Source organism: Pseudonocardia sp. HH130630-07, from assembly GCF_001698125.1.
Classification (GTDB): Bacteria; Actinomycetota; Actinomycetes; order Mycobacteriales; family Pseudonocardiaceae; genus Pseudonocardia.
The window spans coordinates 4,745,954-4,764,819 of sequence record NZ_CP013854.1; the positions used below are offsets into that span (position 1 = coordinate 4,745,954).

An 18,866-nucleotide genomic window follows, 5' to 3' on the forward strand; every position below is an offset into this window, starting at 1 on the left:
ACAGAGTCCGAAGCGATGTAAGCGCTCGCTTACATCGGCTGGCACGATGGGGCCCATGGCGCTGACCACCACCGGCACCGAGCCGCACGCACTGTTCTCCGGCGACTTCTGGGACGACCCGCACCCCGCCTACGCCGCGCTGCGCACCGAGGAGCCGGTGCGGCGGCTGGCGCTGCCGGACGGGCCGGCGTGGCTGCTCACCCGCTACGCCGACGTGCGCGAGGCGTTCGTCGACCCGCGGCTGTCCAAGGACTGGCGCTGGACGCTGCCGGCCGAGCAGCGGGCCGAGCACGCGGCGACCGAGATGACGCCGATGATGATCCTGATGGACCCGCCCGACCACACCCGGCTGCGCAAGCTGGTCAGCCGGTCCTTCACCGTCCGGCGGATGAACGAGCTGCAGCCGCGGGTGGAGGAGATCACCCAGGAGCTGCTCGACGGGTTGCCCGCCGACCGGCCGGTCGACCTGATGCGGGAGTACGCGTTCCTGGTCCCGGTGCTGGTCATCTGCGAGCTGCTCGGCGTCCCGGCCGAGGACCGGGACCAGTTCTCCGCGTGGTCGTCGGTGATGGTCGACGACTCGCCGCAGGAGCAGAAGTACGCGGCGATGGGCAGCCTGCACGGCTACCTGGGCGAGCTCATCGAGCGCAAGCGCACCGAGCCGGACGAGGCCCTGATCTCCTCGCTGCTCGCGGTCAGCGAGGCCGACGGCGACCGGCTGTCCCACGAGGAGCTCGTCGCCATGTCGATGCTGCTGCTCATCGCCGGGCACGAGACGACCGTCAACCTGATCGGCAACGGCGTGCTCGCCCTGCTGACCCACCCCGGCCAGCGCGAGCTGCTGCGTGCCGACCCGTCGCTCGTCGGCACCGCGGTCGAGGAGTTCCTGCGGTTCGACTCTCCGGTGACGAACACCCCGCTGCGCTTCACCAGCGAGGACGTCGTCTACTCCGGCGTGACGATCCCGGCCGGGTCGACGGTGATGCTCGGTCTGGCCGCGGCGAACCGCGACCCGGAGTGGACCGACCGTGCCGACGAGCTCGACATCACCCGGGACACCTCCGGCGGTGTGTACTTCGGCCACGGCATCCACTTCTGTCTCGGCGCGCAGCTCGCACGGACCGAGGGCCGGGTCGCGATCGGCCGGCTGATCGCGCAGCGCCCGGACCTGGCACTGGCCGTCGATCCGGCCGGGCTGACCTACCGGGAGTCGACCCTGGTGCGGGGGCTGACCGCGATGCCGGTGACCCTGGGCGCCCCGGCCTGACCGCGGTGCCCGGCCTCAGCCGGGCTCGGTGTGCTCGTCGCCGACGGCCACCTCGCCGTCGGTGCGGACGTCGGCGTACACCCCGGCGCAGGCCCAGACCCCGCCGATCTGCGGGATCTCGATCCGGTTGTGCCGGGCGACGGTGCGCAGCGTGTCCGGGTCGGACTCCAGGTCGCCCTGCGCCAGCGTGGTCATGACGCAGCGCATCGTGGCGAAGGAGTACCGCACCCCGACGCCGCCGATCGTGGCCTCGGCGCCGGGCCAGTCGTTCTCGACGAACCCGGCGTCGGGGCCGCGCAGCACGATGTTCGGCCGGTAGCGACGCGCGTCGAAGGTCGCGTGCGGCGCCAGCTCGCGCAGCCGGTCCAGGGTCGACTCGGTGAGCACGTGCAGGGTGGCCAGGTCGAAGAACGTGCCGGGAGCACCGAACTGCGAGACGTCGAACCGGCTGACCCGTTCGCCGGAGTCCTCGTGCCGTGCGGTGGTCCCGGCGATCAGCTGCTCGGGCGCGAGCCGGTCGACCGGCAGGTCGTCGAACTGCGGCCAGACCTCCTCGAACTGACTGCCCTCCGGTGGCTCGGCGATCAGCCTGACCTCCCGGCCGAGCACCGCGGACAGCGCCGTGTCGACGCCGGGATCGTCCGACCGCAGCATCGAGCCGTCCGGGAACCTGATCTCGACCTCGGGCAGCGGGCGTCCGGGTTCGGGCTCGCCGGCGAACCGGGCGGAGAACTCCAGCAGCCGCGCCCACAGCCGCGGGACCTTGGCGCTGGCGACGGTGCCGGACTCGACGTCGTGCACCGCGAAGGCCCGGTCACCGAGCAGCCCCCGCCCGGTCACCGTCGACCGCGACACGGTCTCCCCGAGCATGGATTTCACCGGGTACCGGTGCAGTGAGACGACCGTCATACACCGCTGTCTACCGCGCCCCGGACGGTGCGGGAAGGAAGCCCTCAGCCGAGGATCGCGGCCCGGAGTTCGTCCGCGGATGCGTGCACGACCGCGGCCCCCGCGGCCTCCAGCTCGCCCGGCTCGGCGTAACCCCAGCCCGCGCCGGCACACCGCAGCCCGTGCTCGGCGGCACCGGCGACGTCGTAGCGGCGGTCGCCCACCATCAGCGGTGCCGCGTCCCCGTCGGGGTGCCCGAGCCGGCGCAGTGCCTCACCGACCACGGCCCCCTTGGTCGGCCGGTCGCCGGCCGGGGTGTCGCCGACGGTCTCGGTGAACAGGTCGGCCCAGCCGTGGTGGGCCACGATCTTGCGGGCCGAGGACTCGGCCTTGCTGGTGGCCAGCGCGATCGTCACCCCCGCCTCGTCCAGCTCGCGCAGCAGCTCCTCGACCCCGGGATAGGGGGTCGAGGCGAGCCAGCCGTCCTCGTCGCCGTAGATCCGGCGGTACACCGGGACGACGTCGGCGGCCCCCTGCTCGCCGAGGATCGGCGGCAGCGAGCGGTACATCGGCGGGCCGAGCAGGTGGGTACCCAGCGCGGACTCCGGCACGTCGAGCCCGACCTCGTCGATCGCCCGGCGCAGCGAGCCGAGGATCCCGGGGGCCGAGTCGACGAGGGTGCCGTCGAGATCGAGGAGGATGTGGGTGAGCACGACCCCATTGTGCGGGATCGTGCCGGAGCGCCGTTCTACTGTCGGGCCCATGGCGAACGCACTGTTCGGTCCGCTCTCCGGCGCGGCGCGGGTCGACGGCCTGCTCGACGACGGCGCGTGGCTCGCCGCGTTGCTGGAGGTCGAGCTGGCCCTGTCGGCGGTCGCCGCCGAGCAGGGAGCCGTCCCCGAGGCGGACGCCGACGTCGTGGAGCGGGCGGTGGGCATCGTGGCGGCCACCGACCCCGCGGTGCTGGCCGTCGAGTCCGTCGAGGGCGGCAACCCGGTGATCCCGCTGGTCAAGCGGTTGAAGGCGGCGGCAGAGGGGCTCCGGCCCGGGGCCGCCCGCGCGGTGCACCCCGGCGCGACCAGCCAGGACGTGCTGGACACCGCACTCGTCCTGCTGACCAGGCGGGCCGGGCGGCGGATCGTCGAGGACCTGGCCGCGGCGGCCGGGGCGGCCGCCGGGCTCGCCGCCGCGCACCGGGATACCCCGTGTGCCGCGCGCACGCTCGGCCAGCAGGCCCTGCCGACGACGTTCGGCCTGGTCGCGGCGGGGTGGTGCGCCGGGCTGGACCGGGCCGGGCACGGGCTCTCCCGGGTGCTCGCCGAGCTGCCCGTGCAGTACGGCGGTGCCGCCGGGACGCTGGCCGCGACCCACCCGCACGGCCCGGCGGTCGCCGACGCGCTCGCCGCCCGGCTCGGGCTCGCCGCGGCGAACCTGCCGTGGCACACCGAGCGGACCCGGCTCGGCGAACTGGCCGGAGCGCTCGGCGTGGCCGCCGGGGCGTGCGCGAAACCGGCCTGCGACGTCGTCGCGCTCTCCGCGACCGAGGTGGCGGAGGTCGCCGAGAGCGCACCGGGGGACTCGTCGTCGATGCCGCACAAGCGCAACCCGGCCGCCGCGGTGACCGCCCGCGGGTCGGCGAAGCGGGCGCCCGGCCTGGTCGCGACGCTGCTCGCGGCGATGGAACAGGAGCACCAGCGTGCCGCGGGTGCCTGGCACGCGGAGTGGGAGACGCTGACCGACCTGCTCCGGGTCACCGCCGGGGCCGCCGCCCGGCTGCGGACCTGCCTGGAGGGACTGCAGGTCGACCCGGCGGCGATGGCCCGCAACCTGGCGCTGGCCGCCGGGGTGCAGGGGACCGGGAGCGGTCACGCCGGCGAGCTGGTCGACCGGCTGCTGGCCGCCCGGAGCGGGTGACGCCGCCGCCCGGCACCCCGCGGACGGAACATCGGGTCCCCGGATCCGGTTGCCCGGAACGGCTGGTCCCGCAGTCCCACCCGAGGGAGGCACGGTGAACGGACGTCTGCACCTGGCGGTCGAGCTCGGCGGGGCCGGGCGGCATCCCGGCGCGTGGCGCGCGCCGGGCACCGACCCCGGGCGGTCGCTGGACGCCGCCCACCACCTGGACCTGGTGCGTACCGCCGCCCGTGGCGGGCTCGACCTGGTCACGGTGCCGGACTCGCTGCGGCCGCCGTCCGACGACCCGGACGCCCTGCCCGGCACCCTCGACGCCGTCGCGGTCGCCGCTCGGGTCGCGCCCGCGGTCCCCGGTATCGGGGTGGTCCCGACGGTGACCGTCACCCACACCGAGCCGTTCCACCTCTCGAAGGCGGTCGCGACGCTGGACTTCGTGTCCACCGGCCGGGCCGGCTGGGCCCCCGAGGTGTCCCGCACGGAGGCCGAGGCCGCCCTGTTCGGCCGGACCGGCGCCGCGGCGCCGGCCGCACTGTGGCGGGAGGCGGGGGAGGTCGTCGACGTCGTTGCCCGGCTCTGGGACTCCTGGGAGGACGACGCCGAGATCCGCGACCGGCCGGTTCGTCGACCGGACGAAGCTGCACCACGTCGGCTTCACCGGCGAGACGTTCTCGGTGACCGGTCCGTCGATCACACCGCGGCCCCCGCAGGGCCATCCGCTCACCGTGCTGCGTGGCGACGATCCGGACGCGCTGCCGGTCGCGGCGCGGTTCGCCGACGTCGTCCGGGTCGCCGCGGACTCGGTCGCCGCGGCGGCGGAGAGCCGGGAGCGGGTGCGGGCGGCGGTGGCCGCGGCCGGGCGGGACCCGGAGCGGGTCGCGGTGCTGCTCGACGTCGAGACCCTGCTGGGGACCGGCGCCGGGGAGCGGTTGCGGGTGCTCGACACCCTGGTCCCGGCCGGTACGGCGTCCGGCCCGGCGACGCTGCGCCACGTCGGCGACGCCGGTGAGCTGGCCGAGTTGTTGCGCGACGCCGCCGAGGAGGGCGCCGCCGACGGTTTCGTTCTCGCCCCGCTGGTCCTGCCGTCGGGCGTCGAGGAGATCGTGGACGACCTGCTGCCCGCGCTCGGCGACGTCTGGGTCCGGGCCCCGTACGACCGGACGCTGCGCGGGCGGTTCGGTCTCACCCGCCCGGAGAACCGCTACGCGGCAGGATGACGACGGCGGATGGCAGGAACGGCCGTCGACGGTGCGTTCCTGCCGTCCTACTCTCCGGTCCATGCTGCGCAGCGTGTCCGTGCTGGTCCTCGACGAGCTCGCGGTCTTCGAGTTCGGCGTGCTGTGCGAGGTCTTCGGCATCGACCGCTCCGACGACGGGCTCCCCGTCCTCGACTGGGCCGTGTGCGGCATGGAACCCGGCCGCCCGGTGACGACGGCCGGTGCCGGCATCACGATCACCCCGCCGTCGGGTCTGGACGCGCTCGCGGGCGCCGACCTGGTGTGCGTCGCGGCGACCGGCCTGCGGGACTACCCGCCGGCCGCGCTGGCGGCCGTGCGCTCCGCACACGCCGCGGGCGCGGTCGTCATGTCGGTCTGCTCGGGGTGTTCCTGCTCGGCGCGGCGGGCCTGCTCGACGGCCGGCGCTGCACCGTGCACTGGAAGCACGCCGCGGAGCTGCGCGCGACGCACCCGGAGGCCGTCGTCGAGGCCGACGCGCTGTTCGTCGACGACGGCGACCTGGTCACCGGGGCCGGCACCGCGGCCGGGATCGACGCCTGCCTGCACCTCGTGCGCCGCGAGCTGGGCGGTGCGGTCGCGAACGGGATCGCCCGCCGGATGGTCGTGCCGCCGCAGCGCGAGGGCGGTCAGCGCCAGTTCGTCGAGCTGCCGGTCCCGGCCTGCACGGCCGACTCGCTGGCGCCGGTGCTGGCCTGGCTGCTGGAGAACCTGCACACCGAGCACTCCGTCGCCGCGCTCGCCCGCCGCGCGGCCATGTCGGAGCGGACCTTCGCCCGGCGCTTCGTCGAGGAGACCGGCACCACGCCGCACCGCTGGCTGTCGGCGCAGCGCGTGCTCTACGCGCGGACCCTGCTGGAGGAGACGGACCTGGGCATGGACGCCGTCGCCGCCCGCGCCGGGTTCGGCACGGCCGCGCTGCTGCGGCACCACTTCCGGCGGGCACTCGGTGTGACCCCGGCCGACTACCGCAGCACCTTCCGCTGCGACCGGGACGACCGCCGCCCGGCGTGAGGGAGGTGCCCGCTTCCCGGCGTGAGAGAGGTGCCCGCTTCCCGGCGTGAGGGAGTGCACAGCGGCCCGTCGCACCGCGGCGTGCGGTGGTGTCGCACGATGTCGGGTATGTCCACCACCACGCCCGGACCATCCACCCGCGAGCGGATGCGACGTGCCCCGGTCGAGACCGGACTGGGGATGACGCCCGACCCGGCGTCGACCCGGGAGCGGGTCCGGCTCCGCGTCCCGCTGGGCGAGGGCGTGCGTGACGCCGCGGGCCGGGTCCTCCCGGTGCTGCCCGCGCTGCTCGCCGACTCCGGGATCGGCTACCTGGTGTTCTCCACCGCCCGGCTGACCGCCGGCGCCCCCACGGTGGACCTGCGGCTCGACCTCACCGGTGTCCCGGCGCCGGACTCCCGGTGGCTGGTCGCCGACCTGACGCTGCTGCAGCTCGACGGCGAGATCGGCGTCGGCCGCGCGGAGATGCACGACGACACCGGTGCGCCGGTCGCCCACGCGGTCGTCACGATGGCCCTGACCGGGGTGCCGGACCGGCCGGGCAGGCTCGCGACCGCCGATCCCGTCCCGGCGGCCTCGGGCCCGGACGCCTCCGGCACGGGCGACGACACCGACTTCCGCGCCGAGCTGCCGCCGTTCGACCCGTCCCGGCTGGTGCCGGAGAACCTGGAGGCCGACGGCGGCAGCACCGGCGACGTGCTGTTCACCCCCGGCCCGTCGACGGTGAACCTCAACGGCACCACGCACGGCGCCGTCCTCACCGGCATCGGTGCGGCCGCCCAGACCCGGTTCCTCGCCGACCCGGACGCCCGGCCGCTGTCGCTGACCGCGGACTTCCTGCGCCCGGTCCAGGTGGACACCGAGCTGCGGGTACGGACCACGCCGGTCCGCGAGGGCCGCCGGTTCTGGGCGCTGCGCACCGAGCTCCTGCTCCCCGACGGCCGGGCCGCGGTGCGGGTGACCGGCGCGGGGATCCGGCGCGCGAGGTGACCACGGGGCCCGGCCGGGACTGTTAGCGTCGTCACCGTCGGCCGAGCCGGAGGTGCGATCGTGACGTCGGAGCAGGGACCCAGCCCGCGGCCGTACCGGGTGGCGGTGATCGGGTCCGGGCCGTCCGGGCTGTACACGGCGGAGGCGCTGCTGGCCGGTGACGCCGGGGTGCACGTCGACGTGTTCGACCGGCTCCCCGCGCCGTACGGCCTGGTCCGCTACGGCGTCGCGCCGGACCACCTCAAGATGAAGTCGGTCATCCGGGCGCTGGTCTCGACCTTCGACGACACCGCCCGGGTCCGGTTCCTGGGGAACGTGCACGTCGGGACGGCGGCACCGGGCACGGTGGCGCTGCCGCCGGAGGTGCTCCGCGAGCACTACCACGCCGTGGTGCACGCCACCGGCAGCGCGGTGGACCGGGACCTCGGCATCGAGGGGGAGGACCTGGCCGGGTCCGTCGGGTCGGGCGCGTTCGTGTCCTGGTACTGCGGTCACCCGGACGCCGCGGCCGCCGATCCCGCGCTCGACGGCGCCGGTGCGGTGGTCGTCGGCGCGGGGAACGTGGCGATCGACGTCGCCCGCGTGCTGTCCCGCCCGGCCGCCGACCTCGCCGCCACCGACCTGCACGACACCGTCCTCGACCGGTTGCACGCCAGCGGGGTGACCGACGTGCACGTGCTCGTGCGACGCGGCCCGCAGCACGTCCGGTTCACCCCGCCCGAGCTGCGTGCGCTCGCCGCGCTCGACGACGTCGAGGTCCGGGTGCACGACGACGGCCTGCTCGCCGCCGGGGTCCCCGAGCCGCCGGAGCGCCGGATGCGCCAGGTGCTGCAGACCCTGACGGCGTGGGCGGCGGACCCGCCCGGTGCGGGTGCCCGCCGGCGGATCCACCTGCGCTTCCTGCGCAGCCCCCAGCGCCTGCTCCCCGACGGCGACGGCCGGGTCCGGGCGGTACGGGTGGTCCGCAACGAGATCACCCCGGACGGCGGCGTCCGGCCGACGGGGGAGACGGCGGAGCTGGCGGCCGGGCTGGTGGTCCGGGCGATCGGCTATACCGGGGAACCGGTACCGGGCCTGCCGTTCGACGCGGCGAGCGGCACGGTCCCGCACGAGCACGGACGGGTCGTGCTCGGCGGGGAACCGGTGCGCGGCAGCTACGTGACCGGCTGGATCAAACGCGGCCCGACCGGGGTCATCGGCACGAACAAGGCCGACGGTGCCGAGACCGCGGCCTCGGTGCTGGCCGACCTGCCCCGGCTCGGCACCCCGCCGCGGCCCGGCGGGGACGCCGTCCTCGACCGGATGCGGGACCTCGGGCTGGAGCCGGTGCTGTGGGACGACTGGCTCCGCCTCGACGCCGCCGAGCGCGCACTGGGTGAGCGCCGCGGAGGCACCGAGCGGGTCAAGATCGCCGAACGGGCGGCGATGCTGGACGCGGCCCGCGGGCGATCGACCACGAGCCGCTGACGCAGCGCCGGCAGGATCAGTACGGGTCGACCGCGAGGACGCACGGCATCGCCAGCAGGCGGGTGCCGAACTCGTCGGCCTCGGCCGGGGTCATCGACATCGTGCAGGTGACCGCGCTCTCGGCGACGCCCTCGCGGACGTCGACGGAGAACTCGCGCAGGGTGCGACCGCAGGTCTGCAACGCCGTGGCGACCTGCATGACGCCGTCGATCCCGTCGCCGGTGACGACGGTGTGCCGGCGGGGCATCCGGGAGGCGATGTCCTCCAGACGGCCGGACGGGACGGGGAAAGTGAAGGAGACCGGACGGTCGGTGGTGATGCTCATGATGGGAAGGCTCCGTGCGTCACGAGGAGAAACGGGGGCGTGAACGCGAGCCAGGTCTCGAAGTACTGAGGGTGCGCCCGGGATCCGGCGCGGCGCGTCGGCGGTCCTGGATCAGCCGACGCGCTGTGCTACTACCGCACCGAGTGCGAGCAGCGGTGCGGCCGGAGCGAGGGTGTGCTCGACGGAACGCATGGCCATCACGGTAGCAACCGGATGCGGCCTGCGCCACACCACATCCGGGGACCGGTCCCGGTGGCGCCGTCGGCGCCGGCGGTCGGTGAGGCACTAGCCTGGGCCGCGACCCGCCGCCGTCCGAGGGGAGACCCGACGTGATCACCGCGATCGTCCTGGTGCACACCGCAGCCGACCGGATCCCCGAGACCGCGCAGGCGATCGCGGAACTGGACGGGGTGGCGGAGGTGTACTCCTGCGCCGGGGACGTCGATCTCGTCGCCATCGTCAAGGTGCGCGAGCACGAGCAGCTCGCCGACATCATCGCCGGGAAGCTGAGCAAGGTCGACGGCGTCGTGGGCACCGACACCCACATCGCGTTCCGCTCGTACTCCAAGGCCGACACCGACGCGGCCTACTCCATCGGCCTGGACTGACCCCGCGGGCCCCGGCCAGGGTGCACTCATGGAGCTTCGGCCCGGTATGGCGAGGCTGAAGCTCCATGAGTACACCCCGGCGGGGCACGGTGCGGCAGGGATCAGGCGGTGTGTGCCAGCTCGGTGGACAGGGCGGCCCAGCGGGTGAGCAGGTCCGCCGCGGCGCCGGAGTCGATCGCCCGGGCCGCCGTCTCCATCGCCCCGGCCACGGCTCCGGACAGGTCGGCGCCGACGCCCTCGTAGGCGGCGAGCGCGCCGGCCGCGTTGAGCAGCACCGTCTCCCGCACCGGGCCGGGCTTGCCGGCCACGAGGTCACGCACCACGGCCGCGTTGACCGCGGGCGAACCGCCGCGCAGCTGCTCGGCGGTGACCGGCCGCACCCCGATGGCCACCGGGTCCAGCGTCTCCCGCCGGACCGACCCGTCGGGGGAGGTGATCCAGACCGAGCTCGTCGTCGTGGTGGTCAGCTCGTCCAGGCCGTCGTCGCCGCACACCACGAGCACGGTCTTGCCGCGCCGGGCGAAGACCTCGGCCATCGTCGCGGCGTGCCGCGGGTCGGCGCAGCCGATCAGCCCGGACTGCGGCTGGGCCGGGTTGGACAGCGGCCCCAGCAGGTTCATCGCGGTGGGGACGCCGAGCTCGCGGCGCACCCCACCTGCGTAGCGCATCGCGGGGTGGAACGCCTGCGCGAAGCAGAACCCGATGCCGAGCTCGGCGACGCACCGCTCCACCGCGGCCGGGCCCAGCTCGATCGCGACGCCGAGCTCCTCGAGCACGTCCGCGGTGCCGGACGCCGACGACGCGGCCCGCCCGCCGTGCTTGACCACCGGGGCCCCGGCGGCCGCCGCGACGATCGCCGCCATCGTCGAGATGTTGACGGTCTGCGCCTGGTCGCCACCGGTGCCGACGACGTCGAGCGCGCGCCCGGGCACCTCCACCCGCAACGCGTGCGACAGCATCGCGTCCGCCATCCCGGAGACCTCGGCCGGCGTCTCGCCCTTCGCACGCAGGGCGACCAGGAACCCGGCCAGCTGCGCGGGCGTCGCCTCCCCGGCGAAGACCCGGTCCATCGCCCAGGCCGACTCCTCGGTGCTCACGTCGTCGCCACGCATCAGACGGCCGATCAGCCACGGCCAGGTCGGTGCGGTCACGGGCGTGCTGCCCTCCGTGCTCGGTGCGGTCTCGATACAGGTCCCGGTACGGCCCGGGACGTCACTCGGTGCTGGTCAGGGACCCGGCCCGGTGGTCGCGCAGCACCTGCGCGACCACCTCGGCGGACTCGATCGGGTCCAGCGGGTGGACGAGCACCGCGTCGGCCTGCGACCAGGTCGCGAGCCAGCGGTCGTCGCGGCGGCGGACCGTCAGGACGATCGGCGGGCAGTCCTCGATCTCGTGCCGGAGCTGCTTCGCCACCCCCATGCCGCCGGTCGGCTGGGCCTCCCCGTCGAGGACGAGCAGGTCGGCCTCCCCGGCGTCGCAGGCCGCGAGGACCTCGGCGATACCGGCGGCCTCCACGTACCGCACCCGGCCCACGTCCGGCGCCGGACGCCGCCCGACCGCCTGGATGATGCTCTCGCGGACCTCGGGACGGTGGCTGTAGACGAGGACGGTGCTGGTGCCCGTCGCCCCTGCCGTGCCACCGGCCGCGCCGCCGATCTCTGCCGCTGCTCCGCTCGCCACGTGCGCGATACTAGGGGAACCCGCCGACACCACCGAACCTCTGCCCGGCGAGCGGCCCGTGCGGGCCGCATACCTCCTGATCATGGGTGCCGTTCGCCGATCGTGATGCGCCAACGGGTATCCCGACAAGCCGTAGAAGTTGGGCTCGGGTCATAATGCCCGACGTGACGACAGCGGCACCCACCATCAGCGCGCGGATCCACTCGCTGAACCGCCCGAACCTGGTCAGCATCGGCACCATCGTCTGGCTCTCCAGTGAGCTGATGTTCTTCGCCGGGTTGTTCGCGATGTACTTCACCGCGCGGGCGCAGAACGACGGCCCATGGCCGCCGCCGCCCACCCATCTGAACGTCCCGTACGCACTGGCGATCACGGTCGTCCTGGTCGCGTCGTCGTTCACCTGCCAGTTCGGCGTGTTCGCGGCCGAGCGCGGCGACGTGTTCGGCCTGCGGCGCTGGTACCTGCTGACGCTGGCGATGGGCACGTTCTTCGTCATCGGGCAGGCCTACGAGTACTACGAGCTGGTCCACTCCGGCACGACCATCCCGTCCAGCGCCTACGGGACGGTCTTCTACATGGCGACGGGCTTCCACGGCCTGCACGTCATCGGTGGGCTGGTCGCCTTCGTCTACCTGATCATCCGCACGAAGCTCAGCAAGTTCACCCCGGCGCAGGCCACCGCGGCGATCGTCGTGTCCTACTACTGGCACTTCGTCGACGTGGTGTGGATCGGGCTGTTCGTCGTCATCTACTTCATCCGGTAGCGGGCCGAGCCCGACACCCGTCCCACCAGACTGCCCACCCGCCACGACGTCGAGGTTGGAAGACCCCCAGCGATGACCGAGAACCCCGAGGGCGCTGTGAACGCGGCCCAGAACCCACCACCGGGCAACCGGCCGGACCGGAAGGCCACCGGCCGGAAGCGTCCGCACGGCAAGATGCGCCGCCGGATCGCGGGCGCACTCGCCATCGGCCTGGGCCTGCTGTCCGTCGGTTTCCTCTACGCCGCGCTGGCGCCGCAGCCGCAGCTCGCGCAGGCGCAGCCGAACGCCGAGCTGATCGCCAAGGGCGAGGAGCTCTACAACAACACCTGCATCACGTGTCACGGCTCCAACCTGCAGGGTGTGCAGGACCGCGGGCCGAGCCTGATCGGTGTCGGTGACGCGGCGGTCTACTTCCAGGTCTCCTCGGGGCGCATGCCGATGGCCCGCCAGGAGGCGCAGGCCATGCGCAAGCACCCGCTGCCGATCTTCGACCCGGAGACCTCGGAGGGTCGCGCGAACCTGGAGGCGCTCGGCGCCTACATCCAGGCGAACGGCGGCGGCCCGGTCACCCCGGTCGAGCGTGGCGAGGCGCTCCGCGGCGAGGACCCGGGCCGTGGTGGCGTGCTCTACCGGCTCAACTGCGCGTCCTGCCACAACTTCACCGGTGTGGGCGGCGCGCTGTCCTCCGGGAAGTTCGCCCCGGCGCTCGAGCCGGCGAGCGAGGAGCAGATCTACACCGCGATGCAGACCGGTCCGCAGAACATGCCGCGCTTCTCCGACCAGCAGCTCACGCCGCAGGAGAAGCAGGACATCATCGCGTACGTCAAGTCGGTCAATCACGCCAACGACCCGGGCGGCTACGCGCTGCTGGGCCTCGGCCCGACGGCGGAGGGCATCTTCATCTTCGCCGTGGTCATGTCCGGGCTCGTGGGCTTCGCGATCTGGTTGGGGGCGAAGTCGTGAGCAGCGACGTCGGCACCGGGCCGGGCAACCGCCCGACCCAGGAGGAACTCGACGCGATGTCGCCGGAGCAGCTGGCCCGCCTGGCCGGTGAGCTCGACGAGGTCGAGGTCGTGCACAACACGCCCAACTTCCCGATCCCGGGCACCCGGGCGGAGAAGCGGGCCGAGCGCGCGGTCGCGCTGTGGTTCATCATCTCGGCGATCTCCGGACTGGCCTTCGTGGTCGCGTTCATCTGGTGGCCGTGGGAGTACGTCAACGCCGGTGAGCCCGGTGTGGGCATGTACTCGCTCTACACGCCGGTCATCGGCCTCACCTTCGGGCTCTCGATCCTCGCCCTGGGCATCGCGGTCATCCAGGCGGTCAAGAAGCTGCTGCCGCACGAGGTCGCGGTCCAGCAGCGGCACGACGGCCGGTCCGACGACCTGGACCGGCGCACGGTGATGGCGCAGCTGGCCGACGCCGGCACCCAGACCACCCTCGGCCGCCGGAAGCTGATCCTGCGCTCCGCGGGCCTGTCCGCCGCGGTCATCGGCGTCGGGACCGGCGTGATCGCGCTGGGTGGCATCGTCCGGAACCCGTGGGCGGAGGGGGAGGAGGCGCCGCTGTGGCACACCGGCTGGCGCCCCGAGAACGGCGAGACCGTGTACCTGCGCACCGACACCGGTATCCTCGGTGAGATCGCACGAGTGCGGCCCGAGGACATGGAGCCCGGTTCGATGATGACCGTCTTCCCCTACCGGGAGAGCGAGCGCGGCAACGACGAGGAGCTGCTGCACGCCCAGCGGGCCTCCGACGGGCCGGTCATGCTCATCCGGTTGCGCCCGGGAACTCCGGTCACGTCCCGCCCGGGACAGGAGAACTTCAACTATGGTGACTTCTACGCCTGGTCGAAGGTCTGCACCCACCTCGGGTGCCCGACCTCGCTGTACCAGGCGCAGGACAACCGCATCCTGTGTCCGTGCCACCAGTCGCAGTTCCTGGCGACGCTCGACGCCGAGCCGGTCTTCGGCCCGGCGGCGCGCCCGCTGCCGCAGCTGCCGATCAGGGTGAACGAGGAGGGCTACTTCGTGGCGGAGAGCGACTTCGTCGAGCCCGTCGGGCCCGCGTTCTGGGAGAGGCCGAAGACGACATGAGTTCGATCACCACGCCGACGTCCTCCTCGGGAGGGCTGAGCGAGAAGGGCGCCGAGGCGCTCGACCAGCTCGACCAGCGTTTCCACCCGGCGGCCGGGCTGCGCAAGCAGTTCAACAAGGTCTTCCCGACCCACTGGTCGTTCATGCTGGGCGAGGTCGCGCTCTACAGCTTCATCATCGTCATCCTGTCGGGCATCTACCTGGCGTTGTTCTTCGACCCCTCCATGGAGGAGGTCGTCTACAACGGCCCGTACGACCCGCTGCGCGGGGTGCACATGTCGCGGGCGTACGAGTCCGCGCTGGAGATCTCCCTGGAGGTGCGCGGCGGCCTGTTCATGCGCCAGCTGCACCACTGGGCGGCGCTGCTGTTCGTGGCCTCGATGATCATCCACATGTTCCGGGTGTTCTTCACCGGTGCGTTCCGCAAGCCGCGCGAGGCGAACTGGACGATCGGGATCGTGCTGATTCTGCTCGGCACCTTCGCCGGCTTCACCGGCTACTCGCTGCCGGACGACCTGCTCTCCGGCGTCGGGCTGCGGATCGCCTCGGGGATCACGCTGACCGTCCCGATCATGGGTACCTGGGTGCACTGGGCGCTGTTCGGCGGTGAGTTCCCGGGCACGGAGATCATCCCGCGGCTCTACATCATCCACGTGCTCGTGCTGCCGGGGATCATCCTCGCGCTGATCGCGGTGCACCTGGGCCTGGTCTGGTACCAGAAGCACACCCAGTTCCCCGGCCCGGGCCGGACCGAGAACAACGTCGTCGGCGTGCGGATCATGCCGCAGTTCGCGGCCAAGGGCGGCGCCTTCTTCGCCGTCGTCGCGGGCGTGCTCGCGCTGATCTCCGGGCTGTTCCAGATGAACCCGATCTGGCACCTGGGCCCGTACGACGCGTCGCACATCTCCGCCGGGTCGCAGCCGGACTTCTACATGCTGTGGTCCGAGGGCATGGGCCGGATCTTCCCGCCGTGGGAGTTCTACCTGTTCGACACGTACACGATCCCGGCGGCGTTCATCCCGACGGCGGGCTTCCTGCCGGTGCTGTTCGTGGTGGCGGGGATGTACCCGTCGATCGAACGGCGCTTCACCGGCGACGACGCACTGCACAACCTGCTGCAGCGGCCGCGCGACGTGCCGGTCCGGACGGCGCTCGGGGCCATGGCGATCTCGTTCTACCTGTGGCTCGTGATGTGCGGGTTCAACGACTGGATCTCGTACTTCTTCCACATCTCGCTGAACGCGACGACGTGGGCCGGCCGGCTCGGGCTGATGATCGTCCCGCCGATCGTCTACTGGGTCACCTACCGGTGGTGCCTGGGCCTGCAGAAGTCCGACCGCATGGTGCTGGAGCACGGCATCGAGACGGGCATCATCAAGCGGCTGCCGCACGGTGAGTTCATCGAGGTGCACCAGCCCCTGGCCGGTGTCGACGCACACGGCCACGCGATCGAGCTCGAGTACCAGGGCTCGTCGGTACCGAAGCGGATGAACCAGCTCGGCTCGGCCGGTGAGCCGGTCGCCGGGTCGATGATGAAGCCGGACCCCGCCGACGAGTCGCGGGCGCTGGCCCACGCCCGGCACGAGGCCCACGAGCGGGAGCTGACGGCGCGCGACGAGCGTGCGTCCGCCCGCCGCGAGCTGGAGTCCCGTACCGAGGAGCTGGCCGGGCGCCCGGACGACGGTGGTCGCCCGCAGCAGCCGAGCGAGTGATCCGCTAGGGCGTGTCTCCCATATGGGTGTCCGGACTGCCGGCAGGATGAGCCGGTGAGTTCGTCGAGGTTCGCGCTGCTCTCGGATGCTCAGTGGCAGTTGATCGGGCCGCTGCTGCCCTCCAACGCCGGGCGGCGTGGGCACCCGTTCGGCGAGGATCGCCGCGTGGTGGAGGGGATCATCTTCCGATACCGAACCGGGATCCCCTGGCGAGATCTGCCGCGGGAGCAGTTCGGGCCCTGGCAAACGGTGTGGAAGCGACACCGCCGCTACGCCGCTGACGGCACCTGGGACACCGTGCTGGCCGCACTGTTGGCCCAGGCCGACGCCAAGGGCGAGATCGACTGGACGGTGTTGACAGGTGTCGGTGGACGCCACGATCAACCGGGCGCACCAGCACGCCACGAACACCACCCGCCCCGAGCAGGACACAGGGGGCACGGTCGAACTACACGAAATCCCCTGACGGGTTCATGCCCAGCCCGCTCGGCGGACCGCGAGAACCCGCAGGTCACGGCATCGGCCGTTCCCGTGGCGGGCTGACGACGAAGATCCATGCCGCGGTCGACCGGCGGGGCCGGCCGCTGGCGGTGGTGGTGACCGGCGGGCAGCGCAACGACGGCGCCATGCTCGAGCAGGTCCTGGCCGACATCCGCGTCCCCCGCCTCGGCGCGGGACGGTCCCGCACCCGACCCGACGCCGTGGTGGCCGACCGGGCCTACTCATCCGGGGTCAACCGGCGCGCACTGGCCCGCCGCTCGATCACCACCGTCATCCCGCAGAAACGCGACGAGATCGCCGCCCGCAAACGCCGCGGCTCCCTCGGCGGCAGACCACCCGGACTCGACGTTGAGACCTACAAGGGCCGCAACGTCGTGGAACGCCACTTCGCCCTGACCAAGCAGTGGCGCGGGCTGGCCACCCGCTACGACAAACTCGCCATCACCTATCGCGCCGCCACCGTCCTCAGCGCCTGCATCACCTGGTCACGCCTATTGGGAGACATGCCCTAGCTCGGACGGACATCGAGAGGCCCCGGGAACGCCGTTCCCGGGGCCTCTCGCCGTCCGGCTCCGGTAGTCAGGCCGGCCGGGCCTCGTCCGGTGCGTGCTCGCCGGTCCGGTGACCCGCCTCGTGGGCCCGCTCCGACCAGGCCCGCCAGGGCCCGGCCCCGTGGGCCGGCTCGGCCCAGGACGGCGTGCTGTACACCAGCCGGGTGCCGCCCTCGGTCAGCCAGCGGTACAGCAGCCGGACCTCCTCGGCCGGGGCGCCGCGCAGCGGGCCGGGCTCGGGCAGGACGGTCTGGGCCCCGGCCCGCAGGGACTCGACGACGGGCATGGGGCGGGTCCCGCGCGGCGCGCACCCGGCCGCGGCCAGCCGCCCGTGCCGCAGCACCGCGAGCTCCCAGCCGCCGCGGCCGTCCGGCCGGGCGCCGACGACCTCCTCCAGCGCGGCGAGCCCGGCGAGTGTCCCGGCCCGGTCCACCCCCGAGGCGAGGGCGGCGAGCCGGTCCCGGGCCCGGGCGGCCGCCTCGTACCGCCCGTCGGCGGACCGCTCCTCGACACCGGCGGCCAGTTCCTGCAGCGGCGCGTCGCTGTGGCCCCGGACGAGCGCGTGCCAGGTCTCCACCGCAGGCGCGTACTCCTCGGCGGGCTGCAGACCGGCGCACGGTGCGGCGCACCGCCCCAGCTCGTGCAGTGCGCACGGGGTGCCGGACGGGTTCCGGGCCGGGATCCGGATCGTGCACCGCCGCAGCGGCACCGCGTCCAGCGCGGCGTCGAGCACGTCGGTGGCGGCGCGCCGGGATCCGAACGGGCCGAGTGCGCCCTCGCGCGGGGTGGACACGACCGACAGCCGGGGGAACGCCTCGGCGGTCGGCACCACCCACCAGGCGCGCCCGGGGTTGCGGGAGCGCCGGTTGTAGCGCGGCCGGTGCGCCGCGATCAGGCGCAGCTCCCGCACCGAGGCCTCCAGGGCGTGCGCGCACTCGACGGTGTCGACCCGCTCGGCCAGCGCCACCATGTCCCGGACCCGGCGGCGCCGCTCCCCGGCGGTGAAGTAGGAACGGACCCGGCGGCGCAGGTCACCGCTGGTGCCCACGTAGAGCACCTCGTCGTTCCCGCCGCGGAACAGGTAGACGCCGGGCACCGACGGCACCGCGTCGGCGAGGTGCCTGCGGCGGCGCTGCGCCGTGGTGGGGCGGTGCGGCGAGCGGTCCTTCACGAGCTGGAGCAGTTCCTCCAGACTCTGCACGCCGAGGTTGCCGATCCGCTCCAGCAGGTGGTGCAGCACCTCGACGGTGGCGCGGGCGTCGGTCAGCGCGCGGTGGTCGGGTGTCGTGCGGCACCCGAAGTGGGCCGCCAGCGCGCCGAGCCGGACGCTCGGGCACTCGGACCGGGACAGCACGGCGCGGGCGAGCCGTGCGGTGCAGAGCACCGGTGGCGCCGGCCACGGACGCTCGTGGCGCCCGCAGGCGGCCCGCAGGAACCCGGTGTCGAACGGGGCGTTGTGTGCGACCAGCACGGCACCCCGGAGCCGGTCGAGGACGGTCGGCAGCACCGCACCGAGTGGCGGGGCACCGGCCAGCATGGCGGTGGAGATGCCGGTCAGCCGGGTCACGTCGGCGGGGATGCGGACTCCCGCATCGACCAGGGTGGACAGCTCGCCGACCGGCACACCGCCCCGTACCGAGACGAGACCGACCTCGGTGATCACGTCGGCCCGGTGGCTCCCACCGGTGGTCTCCAGGTCGACGACGCAGAACGTCACATCACGCAGGGGAGTACCCAGCTCGTCCAGGGTGAGCTGCGGGGAGCAGGAGGTCACGGACGTACGGTAACCGCCGGGTCCGACAGTATGTTCGAATCGGGTGCCGCCGGGCCCGCCCCTCGACCGGGTGCGACGCCCCG

The 18,866-nt window shown here is 73.6% G+C and carries 16 protein-coding genes and 2 pseudogenes; 12 read left to right on the plus strand and 6 right to left on the minus strand.

Translation table 11 applies throughout. The features are described 5' to 3' along the window. Nucleotides 1-55 precede the first annotated feature (55 nt). Nucleotides 56-1,267, plus strand: coding sequence for a cytochrome P450 family protein (locus AFB00_RS22520; RefSeq protein WP_068798846.1), 1,212 nt, complete (start codon nucleotides 56-58; stop codon nucleotides 1,265-1,267). Between the two features lie 15 nt (nucleotides 1,268-1,282). Here the strand turns inward: AFB00_RS22520 and AFB00_RS22525 are convergent, their stop codons facing one another. Continuing rightward, nucleotides 1,283-2,176: an MOSC domain-containing protein gene (locus tag AFB00_RS22525; protein ID WP_068798847.1), complete on the minus strand. Its 894-nt coding sequence runs from the start codon at nucleotides 2,174-2,176 to the stop codon at nucleotides 1,283-1,285. A 44-nt stretch (nucleotides 2,177-2,220) separates the two neighbouring features. Next, nucleotides 2,221-2,868, minus strand: a complete 648-nt coding sequence (locus tag AFB00_RS22530) for an HAD hydrolase-like protein (RefSeq protein ID WP_068798848.1) — start codon at nucleotides 2,866-2,868, stop codon at nucleotides 2,221-2,223. Nucleotides 2,869-2,917: 49 nt separating this feature from the next. Here AFB00_RS22530 and AFB00_RS22535 point away from each other — a divergent pair, with 49 nt between their 5' ends. From AFB00_RS22535 to AFB00_RS35620, 5 genes and pseudogenes are all read left to right on the plus strand, one after another. After that, the gene (locus AFB00_RS22535) at nucleotides 2,918-4,069 is read left to right on the plus strand and encodes a lyase family protein (protein WP_068798849.1); all 1,152 of its coding nucleotides are present in this window, start codon (nucleotides 2,918-2,920) and stop codon (nucleotides 4,067-4,069) included. Nucleotides 4,070-4,632: 563 nt separating this feature from the next. Continuing rightward, nucleotides 4,633-5,283 carry an LLM class flavin-dependent oxidoreductase gene (locus AFB00_RS22540; protein WP_250637528.1) on the plus strand — a complete coding sequence of 217 codons (651 nt, stop codon included), beginning with the start codon at nucleotides 4,633-4,635 and terminating at the stop codon, nucleotides 5,281-5,283. 61 nt (nucleotides 5,284-5,344) lie between these two features. After that, a pseudogene (locus tag AFB00_RS22545) lies at nucleotides 5,345-6,315 on the plus strand (helix-turn-helix domain-containing protein). 108 nt (nucleotides 6,316-6,423) lie between these two features. Then, on the plus strand, nucleotides 6,424-7,305 hold the full coding sequence (locus tag AFB00_RS22550; RefSeq protein ID WP_068798850.1) for a PaaI family thioesterase: 882 nt from the start codon (nucleotides 6,424-6,426) through the stop codon (nucleotides 7,303-7,305). 60 nt (nucleotides 7,306-7,365) lie between these two features. Next, nucleotides 7,366-8,772 carry an FAD-dependent oxidoreductase gene (locus tag AFB00_RS35620; protein ID WP_068798851.1) on the plus strand — a complete coding sequence of 469 codons (1,407 nt, stop codon included), beginning with the start codon at nucleotides 7,366-7,368 and terminating at the stop codon, nucleotides 8,770-8,772. 16 nt (nucleotides 8,773-8,788) lie between these two features. Here AFB00_RS35620 and AFB00_RS22560 read toward each other — a convergent pair whose 3' ends face one another. Continuing rightward, nucleotides 8,789-9,097, minus strand: a complete 309-nt coding sequence (locus AFB00_RS22560) for a hypothetical protein (RefSeq protein ID WP_068798852.1) — start codon at nucleotides 9,095-9,097, stop codon at nucleotides 8,789-8,791. Nucleotides 9,098-9,426: 329 nt separating this feature from the next. Between AFB00_RS22560 and AFB00_RS22565 the strand changes: the two genes are divergently transcribed. After that, nucleotides 9,427-9,705, plus strand: a complete 279-nt coding sequence (locus AFB00_RS22565; protein WP_068798853.1) for an Lrp/AsnC family transcriptional regulator — start codon at nucleotides 9,427-9,429, stop codon at nucleotides 9,703-9,705. A gap of 101 nt (nucleotides 9,706-9,806) precedes the next feature. On the opposite strand, the gene trpD is transcribed toward AFB00_RS22565, so the two are convergent. Then, entirely contained in the window at nucleotides 9,807-10,856 is a 1,050-nt protein-coding gene (gene trpD / locus AFB00_RS22570) for an anthranilate phosphoribosyltransferase (protein ID WP_156819683.1), read from the minus strand. Between the two features lie 61 nt (nucleotides 10,857-10,917). Next, a complete protein-coding gene (locus AFB00_RS22575; RefSeq protein WP_068800573.1) occupies nucleotides 10,918-11,361 on the minus strand; it encodes a response regulator in 444 nt (147 codons plus the stop codon). Nucleotides 11,362-11,540: 179 nt separating this feature from the next. Between AFB00_RS22575 and ctaE the strand changes: the two genes are divergently transcribed. From ctaE to AFB00_RS36410, 5 genes and pseudogenes are all read left to right on the plus strand, one after another. Further along, nucleotides 11,541-12,149 (plus strand): aa3-type cytochrome oxidase subunit III, encoded by a 609-nt coding sequence (gene ctaE, locus AFB00_RS22580; protein WP_068798854.1) that lies wholly within the window; start codon nucleotides 11,541-11,543, stop codon nucleotides 12,147-12,149. Between the two features lie 174 nt (nucleotides 12,150-12,323). Then, on the plus strand, nucleotides 12,324-13,112 hold the full coding sequence (gene qcrC / locus AFB00_RS22585; protein WP_068800574.1) for a cytochrome bc1 complex diheme cytochrome c subunit: 789 nt from the start codon (nucleotides 12,324-12,326) through the stop codon (nucleotides 13,110-13,112). Continuing rightward, on the plus strand, nucleotides 13,109-14,245 hold the full coding sequence (gene qcrA / locus AFB00_RS22590) for a cytochrome bc1 complex Rieske iron-sulfur subunit (protein WP_197519624.1): 1,137 nt from the start codon (nucleotides 13,109-13,111) through the stop codon (nucleotides 14,243-14,245). The genes qcrC and qcrA overlap by 4 nt, the downstream gene beginning before the upstream one ends. Next, nucleotides 14,242-15,957: a cytochrome bc1 complex cytochrome b subunit gene (gene qcrB / locus AFB00_RS22595; protein WP_068798855.1), complete on the plus strand. Its 1,716-nt coding sequence runs from the start codon at nucleotides 14,242-14,244 to the stop codon at nucleotides 15,955-15,957. Before qcrA ends, qcrB begins: the two co-directional genes overlap by 4 nt. A gap of 75 nt (nucleotides 15,958-16,032) precedes the next feature. Next, nucleotides 16,033-16,970 (plus strand): annotated as a pseudogene (locus AFB00_RS36410) (IS5 family transposase). Between the two features lie 67 nt (nucleotides 16,971-17,037). Here AFB00_RS36410 and AFB00_RS22605 read toward each other — a convergent pair. Further along, complete coding sequence (locus tag AFB00_RS22605) at nucleotides 17,038-18,783, minus strand: DEDD exonuclease domain-containing protein (protein ID WP_068798856.1); 1,746 nt, start codon at nucleotides 18,781-18,783, stop codon at nucleotides 17,038-17,040. Between the last annotated feature and the right edge of the window lie 83 nt (nucleotides 18,784-18,866).

What these genes read in the sequence shown, in the direction of transcription:
- AFB00_RS22520 (WP_068798846.1), top strand. Translation starts at nt 56, where the DNA reads ATGGCGCTGACCACCACCGGCACCGAGCCGCACGCACTGTTCTCCGGC.
- AFB00_RS22525 (WP_068798847.1), bottom strand. Translation starts at nt 2,176, where the DNA reads ATGACGGTCGTCTCACTGCACCGGTACCCGGTGAAATCCATGCTCGGG.
- AFB00_RS22535 (WP_068798849.1), top strand. Translation starts at nt 2,918, where the DNA reads ATGGCGAACGCACTGTTCGGTCCGCTCTCCGGCGCGGCGCGGGTCGAC.
- AFB00_RS22550 (WP_068798850.1), top strand. Translation starts at nt 6,424, where the DNA reads ATGTCCACCACCACGCCCGGACCATCCACCCGCGAGCGGATGCGACGT.
- AFB00_RS22560 (WP_068798852.1), bottom strand. Translation starts at nt 9,097, where the DNA reads ATGAGCATCACCACCGACCGTCCGGTCTCCTTCACTTTCCCCGTCCCG.
- ctaE (WP_068798854.1), top strand. Translation starts at nt 11,541, where the DNA reads ATGCCCGACGTGACGACAGCGGCACCCACCATCAGCGCGCGGATCCAC.
- qcrC (WP_068800574.1), top strand. Translation starts at nt 12,324, where the DNA reads ATGCGCCGCCGGATCGCGGGCGCACTCGCCATCGGCCTGGGCCTGCTG.
- qcrB (WP_068798855.1), top strand. Translation starts at nt 14,242, where the DNA reads ATGAGTTCGATCACCACGCCGACGTCCTCCTCGGGAGGGCTGAGCGAG.